The following is a 9,258-nucleotide window of genomic DNA, read 5'->3' on the forward strand; positions in this document are numbered from 1 at the left end:
TCATCTTTATTTCTCCAGAAATGTTTGATAGAACTACAGAATTTTACCTGATCAATAATTAATTGATCTAATTTAGTAGAATCAGGTTCATCTTTTTGAATTTTAACTCTTTCTACTGGTTCATAAATAATTTGTTTTAATCCTTCAAATGTTGATTGTGCTTTAATCCATAAATTTTGTTTAACAATATATTCTTTAATTTTATGATTATCAGAACATATTATTAAAGGAATATGTTTTTGAATTTTTGTAATTAAATGTGGAATTACATGCTTTTGATATCCTTCACAATCAGATTCTTTACCCATTTCAAAAATATCAATTGCTTTAGCAATGTCTTCTTTTTGAGCTATACCATGTGGTAAACTATTAGTGATATTTTCAATTCCATTTGTTTTTTTTCCAGCATGAATTGTTAGAATTCCTCCTAGTCCTTTAATTAAATTAGCTGTTTCAAGTATATTACAATAGACTTCATTATGCGCCTTTCCCTCTCCTTGAATCCTTGAAATATTAGTTCTACTTTCAATTTGTTTCCAAATAAAGTCTAAATTGCAATCTTCACTAAAGATGGCTATAAAGTGTATTGGTACCTCTCCTCTTGAATCAGAAAGGAATTCTATTCCTGGAAATATACTTATATTTTTTTCTGAACCGAGCTTCTGCAGTTCAGTAATTCTTTCTGTATCAATGATGTGATGGTCAGTAATCACAACAGCAGAGATGTCATTTTTTTTTAACTCATCTATAATTTCTGAATTTGTGACAGATTTGTCTTTATAGTCATACGATGCAGGTGTATGAATATGTAAATCCCATTTTCTCCACTCAGAACCTCTGTTAATTGTCATAGCTTTTAGTTTTTTCTAATATATTACTTTTCCTTTAATTGAGCAGTCTTTCTCAATCAACAAATATATTTCAATCAATAAAGAAAAAACTACGGTTTCCCGTAATCCTTAACATTTCTCCAATATCTCCCTAAAAACCCTCTCCATCTCAGCTTTATCCACCTTTCCACTTTTCAAACCCTTCGATTTTTCCTCATTATAAGCTATGGTTTTCTCCAAAAACTCAAACAATTCCCAATCATTTGGATGATAATAAGCTTCTCCTTTGGTGGCTTTTAAGGTTATAAGATCTTCTATTTTTGTTCTGGTTTCATCATCCACTAAAACAAGCAGTTCACTAAACAATACTGGCGGAACTGTTTCTTTTTCTATGATCCATTTTCCGGTTAATGCAGTTCTCAGACAATAAAAATAGCTTTTTAGTTTCACTTCATCAGCTCTGCAGGCTTCCAGGTATTTTTTGCTCATGCTTAAATAGTGATAGGAAACGGCTACCGGCGAAAAACAGGTATCAGCTAATGGCCTGAAAAGCTCTACAAACTTTGCATTTTCCTTATAAACGATAGGAGAGTAGAACCAGCTCAGTAAAGCGGCATTCGATTTCAGTAAGAGATGAAAAGTCTTTCGGAGATCCCATCCGGAACCATCCAGATCATCTTCGGTCATAAATTCTATCGTTTCATCCTTGTCCCAAGGTGAAAGATACCAGTCTTTTTCATGACGGTATATAAAACGTATGTCATAATCGCTGTCCGGAGAGGCAAAGCCCCAGGCTCTGCTGCCAGATTCAACGGCAAGAAGTACTTTTATATCTCGTGCAGCTTCCACTTCTTTTATCTTTTCTACTATTTTTGGTGTCATTGTTTTCAATTTTATAATGCAAAGTAAAGAAGGTAGTACGTAGTGTTATTGCGCAGTAGTTTAAAGTTTAAGGTTAAATGTTATCAAACTTTCAATCTTGGATCCGATATTCCTTTTCAGGCTATCTGTCTCTCATCTCTTCGTCTATTATCTATTTTCTCTATCTATCCTCAATCCATAGCACAAACATTACCCACAATACCCCTTATTTCACTAATATTGCACTTTCTCTATTTAACATAACTACTTTTACAACCATGTTGACAACCGAACTACAGCATAAAATTGATTTTAAAACAAAACCTTTAGGTGCATTAGGACATCTGGAGCATCTTGCCCACAAAATAGGAATGGTTCAAAATACCACTTCTCCACAGCTTTCAAATCCTCATATGGTGGTTTTTGCTGCTGATCATGGGATTGCAAAGGCTGGAGTAAGTGCCTATCCTCAGGAAGTAACCTATCAGATGGTGATGAATTTCTTAGGCGGCGGAGCGGCCATCAATGTATTCTGCAGGCAGCACGGAATCAATATTAAAATTGTGGACGCGGGGGTGAGTTTTGATTTTCCGGAAGGGTTAGATTTAATAGACAAGAAAGTTAGAAAATCCAGTCGTAATATTCTGGATGAACCGGCGATGACTTCTGAAGAATATCAGCAGGCTTTACAAAATGGAAGTTCGGTGGTGGCTGAGATCGCTAAAACTGGCTGTAACATCATTGGATTTGGTGAAATGGGAATCGGGAATACTTCTGCTTCTTCTCTCATGATGAGTAAATTGTTTGACCTTCCTGTCGTAAGCTGTATCGGACGTGGAACAGGTTTGAATGATGATCAGCTTCAGAACAAGATCAATATTTTATCATCAGCAATAGAAAAATATCCGGATATCAGAACTCCGGACGAAATTGCACAGACTTTGGGCGGATTGGAAATTGCCCAGATGATTGGGGCGATGGAAGAAGCTTTCCGTCAGAATATGCTGATTATGGTAGACGGATTCATTGCCACTGTTGCCATAACCACCGCATGGAAAAAGAATCCTGAAATCCTGAAAAACTGTATATTCTGCCATGTAAGTGATGAGAATGCCCACCTTCAGCTTCTTGAATTATTGGGACAGAAAGCTTTACTGAACCTTAATTTAAGGTTAGGAGAAGGAACAGGCTGTGCATTGGCTTACCCACTTATTCAAAGTGCTGTAAATTTCCTGAATGAAATGTCCAGTTTTGAAGATGCTCATGTTTCAAACAAAGAATAAATGAAAGCGATAAAGAATGAACTGATCTACTTTGCAACGGCACTGATGTTTTTCACCAGAATTCCAGTTCCGTTTACCATCCCGTATTCCAGTGAGATCATGAATAAATCCCAGAAATATTTTGCATGGATTGGATTGTTGGTAGGGTTGATTAATGCCGGGATTTTATATCTTTCTACTCAACTTTTTAACCTGGAAATAGGAATTGTTCTGATGATGATTAGCAGCGTGCTTCTGACTGGAGCGTTTCACGAGGATGGTTTTACAGATATGTGCGACAGTTTCGGTGGCGGATATGGAAAAGAGAAGATCCTTACCATTATGAAAGACAGTAGAGTAGGTGCTTATGGAACCATCGGGATTATTTTATTGTTTGCCCTAAAATTCTTCAGTATTCAGGCTCTGGGAGCTGTTGATCTGATAAAGACTTTGGGAATTATTATCCTGGCACACACTTCAAGCCGTTTTATTTCAGGAACCATGATCTATACGCATCAGTATGTAACGGATATTGACGTAAGCAAATCAAAACCTTTGGCGAATAAACCTTTGGATGGAGTGGCTTTACTGGTTGGGTCGATCAGTGTTTTACTTTCTTTTGCTTTAATTCCTGATTGGAGATTAGTATTGGCTTTTGCATTAGCCTATTTAGGAAAAATCTGTATGGGCTGGTATTTTAAAAAGCATATTGGCGGTTATACCGGAGACTGTCTGGGAGCTGTACAGCAGGTGACTGAAGTGTTATTTTATTTAGGAACAATGATTGTATGGAAGTTCATCTGATTCGTCATACCGCCATAGATAATCCGGAAAATCTGTGTTATGGATTTGCTGAGATGCCCTTACGAAAAGAGTATCTGGAAGATTTTGACCGATTAGAACTGGATCATGATTTTGATTTAGTGATTTCAAGCCCTGCACAGCGTTGTCGTCTTCTGGCAGAATATTTTAAGTTGAATTATTCAATTGATGAAAGACTCCGGGAAATGAACTTCGGAAACTGGGAGCTAAAAAAATGGACAGAAATTCCTGCAAAAGAAATTAATCCGTGGTACGAAGATTTTATTAATGTTAAAGCTTCAGGCGGAGAAAATCTCCTTGCAATGCAAACCCGAGTCCTCAGCTTCTGGAATGAACTGATTATTAAAAAAGACGTTGAAAAAGTTCTGATTATTACCCATGCGGGTGTAATTCGTCTTATTCTACAATCTGTGCTACAGTTTCCTTTAGAAAATATGTTCAGCATCCAGATTGATTATGGAAAGAAAGTAATCATTGAAGCTAACGGGGAGTATTTTTCCATTAAAAAAGTAAATGAATAAATAATCTTTATTTTTTATAAATCTGCGTTATCTGCAAAATCTGCGAGAATAAAAATCTAAAATAAGATCATCTGCTAAAAGCAAAAACGCCATTCAAAATTTTTGAACAGCGCATTTTTATTTAAAGACCTTAATAAAGCTATCTTTTTCCAGGCTTTCCAGAGAGAAATCAAAATCAGCTTCCGCTTTTTCTGTCGTAATCTCAGCTCCCAGCTCTTTGATAAGCTCATTGAAGGACATTGCTTCATACCATTGCTGATACAATGCATTTGTGGCCATCATAGATACTTCCGTATTTCCTGAAACATGAGAATGACCCGCTCCGAAATTCAACAGTACGAAACATTGCTTTTCGTTTTTTGGCAGCAGCATTCCCAGGATCATTTGCTTCTGCACAGAATTACATCTGGCTTCTGCAAAGAGTTGGTTAGGATTCATCATATAATCATAGGAAATATTGTCTCCTTTACCGATGACGATTTTATATCCACAGTTGGCATCTCCACTGAAAACATTGTTCATCACAAGTGTTGGAGTACTCAGGCCTTTATTGGCATAAAGATATTCAACGGCACCGTTAGGAGCAGAAGTCATATCTCCGGAATACATCAATTGTCCGTTAGCATGATTATAAGCGGCATTCCAACCTATTTTTCCTGCGATACTCAATCCTGAAAGATCCAGGTCACGGGCACCCCATTTATCTTCCCAATAGATACCAACGGCTAATCTATCACCGTAAAAACGGGTTCCGGTAGGAATATTTCCAACAAACATTTTTTCAGAAGTTGGAAGGGCAAATTCTATATTCTCAGGGAAATAGAATTTCTTTCCGGAAATATGTTCATATTTCAGCTTTAGAAAATCTAAAATGAACTCATAATTGAATTGATTTACATCAGTTTCCTTCCCTTTTTTAACCCACGATTTTCCATTTCTGACTCTGTAGACAAAAGTATCCTGGCCATACATTCTTGAATAACACGCTGACAGTGCTTTAAATAATGCAAACGGTGTCGCATTTTCCAGCCAATGCCAATCACTGTTTTCCAGCAAGGTATTGGTAGCATTGTTTAGTGGATTTGAAACTAATGGCTTATGATTGACTTTAGACAGCTTCGAAATTTTATTAATGGCTTTCGGAGCTCTGTTCTTATAAGCAAGGAATAACGGTTTAAATCTGTTGAAAATTTCTGCCAGTTTTTCCATACCAAAACTTTCAAACAAATACGTTGGATTGAACTTACTTTGCTTGATTAAATCAATCAATTCATCATTTTTGATTAATAGCGTTGTTTGGGTGGTCTTATAGATTACGTAACGGAAAAATTCAACAGGATTTTCAGGGTAAATATCGTATCGATCCGCTATTTTTATAATGGCTTCCTTATTTCTGATATTTTCTTTTCCTGTAAAATCATATTCCAGTTCCGTATGCAGAATATACAGCAAATCATCAATCGTTTCTTCTTTCAAAGCGATTCCGGATTGAAGAAGAGAAAGGCATTTTTCCTTCATTTCTTCTACGGTGTAAGCTTTTATGACTTTAAAGACCAGCTTTGTATCAGGAACATTCAATACTTCTTTAGGAATATAGATCTCACTCTGGAAATCACTTCCATAGGTTGAAATATAATGTTGAATCTGCTCAAGAAACAAATCAAATCTGGAAGTATCCTTTATTTTTTTCCAGGATTTATGGAATGTTTTATTCAAATCATTTCCATTCAGTTTTTCTTTTGAATAGTAGGAAATGATTTCTTTTTTAGCCCAAACTGCATGAGGTTCAATAATAAAACCGTTATCAGAAATAAATGGTTTTGCATTTGATTCTTTGGCTAATACAGCATTGAATAATTGTAATGTTTTCATTGTTTTAATTTTAAAAAAATAAGTGAGGAGTAGGTTCATTAAAAGTGAAGTGTTATAGGAACTCCTTTTACCTATAGTTTTATAAAGCGGGGAGTAAATACCAAATATATAGGAACTCCCTTTGCCTTATGATTGGTGAAAAGGCGGAAAGTATTTCTAACTTATAGGAACTTTCTTTGCCTGAAATTATGTTGAGGAGCAGACAGGGCTCGAACCTGTGACACACAATTGGGATTCATAGGAACTTTATTTGCCTGTAGCGAAAAGTAATTTTGTTGCTCTACCATCTGAGCTACTGCCCCTGCCGTATGAAAAAAGTTTTCATGAACCGTACAGGCTTTTACACCCATAAGGTTTGGTTATTAGTTTTGGTTGTTTTGTAAACATTACTGATGGTCAAAACCTGTAAGGCTTACTATTAAAAATTATGCTTTTCTATATTTCTTCTTTTTCTTCCATGGTGCATTTTTCTGAACATCACCGGCCATAATACATCCGTAAGGCATCACTTCATCCAGTACTTCACAAAGTCCGTATTCCTCAATCTGTGCTCTTACATTCGCTGCACTTTTATAAGCGCTTGGCAGCTCAGAAATATCAATTTCATTGGAATAGAATCTGATATCCAATCCCGCAGTTTCCTCATTGAAGATCTCTTCAGTGGTTTTATGAGCTAAAGATTTTTTATGCTGGCTTCTACTGAAATTTCTTCCTGCTCCATGTGGGGCAAAACCAAGATTTCTCTCATTCGTTTTTCCCTGAACAATCAACACCGGTTCAGCCATATTCAGTGGAATCAGTCTTGGTCCGGTAATATCAGGCATAAACTTATCATCCAACGGAGTAGCTCCCTTAGCATGATAAAACAGATCACCATCTTTGAAAACAAAATTATGTTCATTCCAATATCTGTTTTCTTTTTCAATTTCCAGTTTATTTAAAACCGCATCATGAATAGAAGTATGGTTTTCTTTTGTCCATGTTCTGATAAGCTGAAGCGCTTCCCAATAAGCTTTTCCTTCATCTGTATCATAAGGAATCCATGCATTTTCTCTTAACGTTTCAGGGGAAATATCCTGTCTGAAACGGTTCGCTACTTTCATTCCTTTATCATATAGGGCTGCACCCGGAGCTCTGGAACCGTGGTGAGTCACTAGCATTGTATTTCCTGTATTTTTAGAAACTCCAACGAAAAGGAAATGATTTCCGTCTCCCTGTGTTCCCATATGAGAACGGGCAATACTAATCAGTTTTTCATCATTTAAGAATTCATTTTCTCTGAAAGCATCCATCAATTCCTGAGACATAGGCATCTGTTCCCCTCTTGGTCTTCCTCCGTATCCGAAATGCGTCACAGAATGAGCAGCATCCAGAATATCTTTAGGGTTAACCTTTCCGAAATCAGTCAGCATTACAGAACAACAGATATCTGCACTATGGAATCCTGGGTGAATGGCATTTTGGGCCACAACCACACCTCCAACCGGGATCTGACCTTCAGGACCTGTAGGGCAGGCATCAGGCATTAAAGCTCCGGCAGTTAGAGTAGGCGTTTTCATCAGCTTTTTCATCGTTCTGATTACTTTTTCTACATTATCGGTTTCATTTTCATGTTCAGCTCTGATGTTAATGATAAACTCAGGAGCGGTTTCATGAAGTGGAATAAGTTCAGGTTGTTTGAACTGTTCCAGATATTCTTTGATCTGAATTTCATCCAGATGATTTTCATTGATATAAGTAATGGCATCTTTAAACCATTTAGCTGGTCTATATCCCAATTCGATTAAGTGATTTCCGTTAAATTCCATTGTTATTTCATTTTGATGATGCAAAGTAATAACGTTATTGCGCAATAGTTTTGCGCAGATAAAAATTTTTTGATTATTTTTACAAAAAAAATAAAAAAGGGCATTTCACCCGTTTGGAAATGAGTGTTTTGACCTTATATCAAGAGAAATTAAACTTACAACTATGATTTTATTAGAACAATTAAAACATTTTCCTGAAACCGTTCAATTCAATGATGTGATTGCTTATATAGATGCAAATTATGATTTTACCCCTACAGCATTCAGAAATGGAAATACAAGAAATGAAGAAGGGCAGAACAATGGCTCATGTAAAATATTTGGTTTTGCATCTTATCATGGATTAACCAAAGAAGAAACCCTTCCGCTTTTCGGAGAGTTTTATAGGGAAGATGTGCTTAAAAACCCTAATGGAGCAGATCATCAGAATATCAGAAACTTCATGGAATTCGGATGGGACGGACTAATCTTTGAAGGAAATCCATTGAGAGAAAAATAGGTTTTAAGACAAAAATAATCACCATGTCATCTAATAAAAATGCTCTGATCCGTTATAAGACATTAGATAAGTGCCTCAAGAATAAATACCGGAAATACACACTGGAAGATCTTATTGATGAATGTTCCGAAGCTTTGTTTGAGTTTGAAGGGAAGGAATCTTATGTAAGCAAAAGAACCATTCAGCTGGATCTTCAGAATATGCGGAGTGAAAAGTTTGGGTATGAAGCTCCTATTGAAGTGTATGAAAAGAAATACTACCGGTACAGCGATCCGGAATATAGTATTCATAATATTTCTGTGAACGAAAGCGATCTGAAAGCGATGAATAATGCTGTACAGATCTTAAAGCAGTTTAAAGACTTTTCCATGTTCAAAGAAATGAACGGTGTGATTCAGAAACTGGAAGATTCTATTCATTCTACCAGCCAGAAATCAATCATTCATTTGGATAAAAATGAGCAGCTGAAAGGATTGGAACATATTGATGTCCTGTATGAAAGCGTACTTAATAAAAAAGTACTGAAGATTTTATACAAAAGCTTTACAGCAAGAGAATCCAGTGTTTATACGGTTCATCCGCAGCTGCTGAAGGAATACAACAACCGTTGGTTTCTGATCTGTCTTTACAAGCAGAAAATGTATAACCTTGCCCTGGATAGGATGGAAAGTATTGAAGTGGATGAAAAATCCTCCTATATTGATAAAAATCTGGATGGAGATGAATATTTTAAAGATATTGTAGGGGTTACTGTTGCAGAATCAATGGTTCCCCGAAATGTAG

Annotated in this window: 8 protein-coding genes, 1 tRNA gene and 1 pseudogene; 5 read left to right on the forward strand and 5 right to left on the reverse strand. The window is 36.2% G+C overall.

Features of this window, described 5'->3' with window-relative positions; genetic code table 11:
* Window positions 1–851, reverse strand: a pseudogene (locus tag BBH99_RS04730) (PHP domain-containing protein); the annotation flags it as partial.
* 108 nt (window positions 852–959) lie between these two features.
* Window positions 960–1,712 carry a nucleotidyltransferase domain-containing protein gene (locus BBH99_RS04735; protein WP_066692665.1) on the reverse strand — a complete coding sequence of 251 codons (753 nt, stop codon included), beginning with the start codon at window positions 1,710–1,712 and terminating at the stop codon, window positions 960–962.
* 77 nt (window positions 1,713–1,789) lie between these two features.
* Between BBH99_RS04735 and cobT the strand changes: the two genes are divergently transcribed.
* From cobT to cobC, 3 genes are read left to right on the forward strand one after another with little or no spacing between them, the layout of a single operon-like run.
* Window positions 1,790–2,974, forward strand: a complete 1,185-nt coding sequence (cobT, locus tag BBH99_RS04740) for a nicotinate-nucleotide--dimethylbenzimidazole phosphoribosyltransferase (protein WP_083188746.1) — start codon at window positions 1,790–1,792, stop codon at window positions 2,972–2,974.
* Window positions 2,975–3,757, forward strand: a complete 783-nt coding sequence (locus BBH99_RS04745; RefSeq protein ID WP_083188747.1) for an adenosylcobinamide-GDP ribazoletransferase — start codon at window positions 2,975–2,977, stop codon at window positions 3,755–3,757. It abuts the gene before it with no gap.
* Complete coding sequence (gene cobC / locus BBH99_RS04750) at window positions 3,742–4,296, forward strand: alpha-ribazole phosphatase family protein (RefSeq protein WP_066692672.1); 555 nt, start codon at window positions 3,742–3,744, stop codon at window positions 4,294–4,296. Before BBH99_RS04745 ends, cobC begins: the two co-directional genes overlap by 16 nt.
* A gap of 117 nt (window positions 4,297–4,413) precedes the next feature.
* On the opposite strand, the gene BBH99_RS04755 is transcribed toward cobC, so the two are convergent.
* The 3 genes from BBH99_RS04755 to BBH99_RS23020 all read right to left on the reverse strand — a co-directional run bounded on the left by BBH99_RS04755 (window position 4,414) and on the right by BBH99_RS23020 (window position 7,394).
* A complete protein-coding gene (locus tag BBH99_RS04755) occupies window positions 4,414–6,168 on the reverse strand; it encodes a lipocalin/fatty acid-binding family protein (RefSeq protein ID WP_066692675.1) in 1,755 nt (584 codons plus the stop codon).
* A gap of 194 nt (window positions 6,169–6,362) precedes the next feature.
* Window positions 6,363–6,470 (reverse strand) — tRNA-OTHER (locus BBH99_RS22280).
* A 123-nt stretch (window positions 6,471–6,593) separates the two neighbouring features.
* On the reverse strand, window positions 6,594–7,394 hold the full coding sequence (locus tag BBH99_RS23020; protein WP_378113674.1) for an RtcB family protein: 801 nt from the start codon (window positions 7,392–7,394) through the stop codon (window positions 6,594–6,596).
* 745 nt (window positions 7,395–8,139) lie between these two features.
* Here BBH99_RS23020 and BBH99_RS04770 point away from each other — a divergent pair.
* Both BBH99_RS04770 and BBH99_RS04775 read left to right on the forward strand, forming a co-directional pair.
* Entirely contained in the window at window positions 8,140–8,475 is a 336-nt protein-coding gene (locus BBH99_RS04770; RefSeq protein WP_066692682.1) for a HopJ type III effector protein, read from the forward strand.
* 23 nt (window positions 8,476–8,498) lie between these two features.
* A partial coding sequence (locus BBH99_RS04775) for a helix-turn-helix transcriptional regulator (RefSeq protein WP_066692684.1) occupies window positions 8,499–9,258 on the forward strand: 760 nt, incomplete at its 3' end.

It is taken from the genome of Chryseobacterium contaminans, from assembly GCF_001684955.1.
Taxonomy (GTDB): domain Bacteria; phylum Bacteroidota; class Bacteroidia; order Flavobacteriales; family Weeksellaceae; genus Chryseobacterium; species Chryseobacterium contaminans.

What these genes read in the sequence shown, in the direction of transcription:
- cobT (WP_083188746.1), top strand. Translation starts at nt 1,790, where the DNA reads ATGTTATCAAACTTTCAATCTTGGATCCGATATTCCTTTTCAGGCTAT.
- cobC (WP_066692672.1), top strand. Translation starts at nt 3,742, where the DNA reads ATGGAAGTTCATCTGATTCGTCATACCGCCATAGATAATCCGGAAAAT.
- BBH99_RS04745 (WP_083188747.1), top strand. Translation starts at nt 2,975, where the DNA reads ATGAAAGCGATAAAGAATGAACTGATCTACTTTGCAACGGCACTGATG.
- BBH99_RS04770 (WP_066692682.1), top strand. Translation starts at nt 8,140, where the DNA reads ATGATTTTATTAGAACAATTAAAACATTTTCCTGAAACCGTTCAATTC.
- BBH99_RS23020 (WP_378113674.1), bottom strand. Translation starts at nt 7,394, where the DNA reads ATGGGAACACAGGGAGACGGAAATCATTTCCTTTTCGTTGGAGTTTCT.
- BBH99_RS04755 (WP_066692675.1), bottom strand. Translation starts at nt 6,168, where the DNA reads ATGAAAACATTACAATTATTCAATGCTGTATTAGCCAAAGAATCAAAT.
- BBH99_RS04735 (WP_066692665.1), bottom strand. Translation starts at nt 1,712, where the DNA reads ATGACACCAAAAATAGTAGAAAAGATAAAAGAAGTGGAAGCTGCACGA.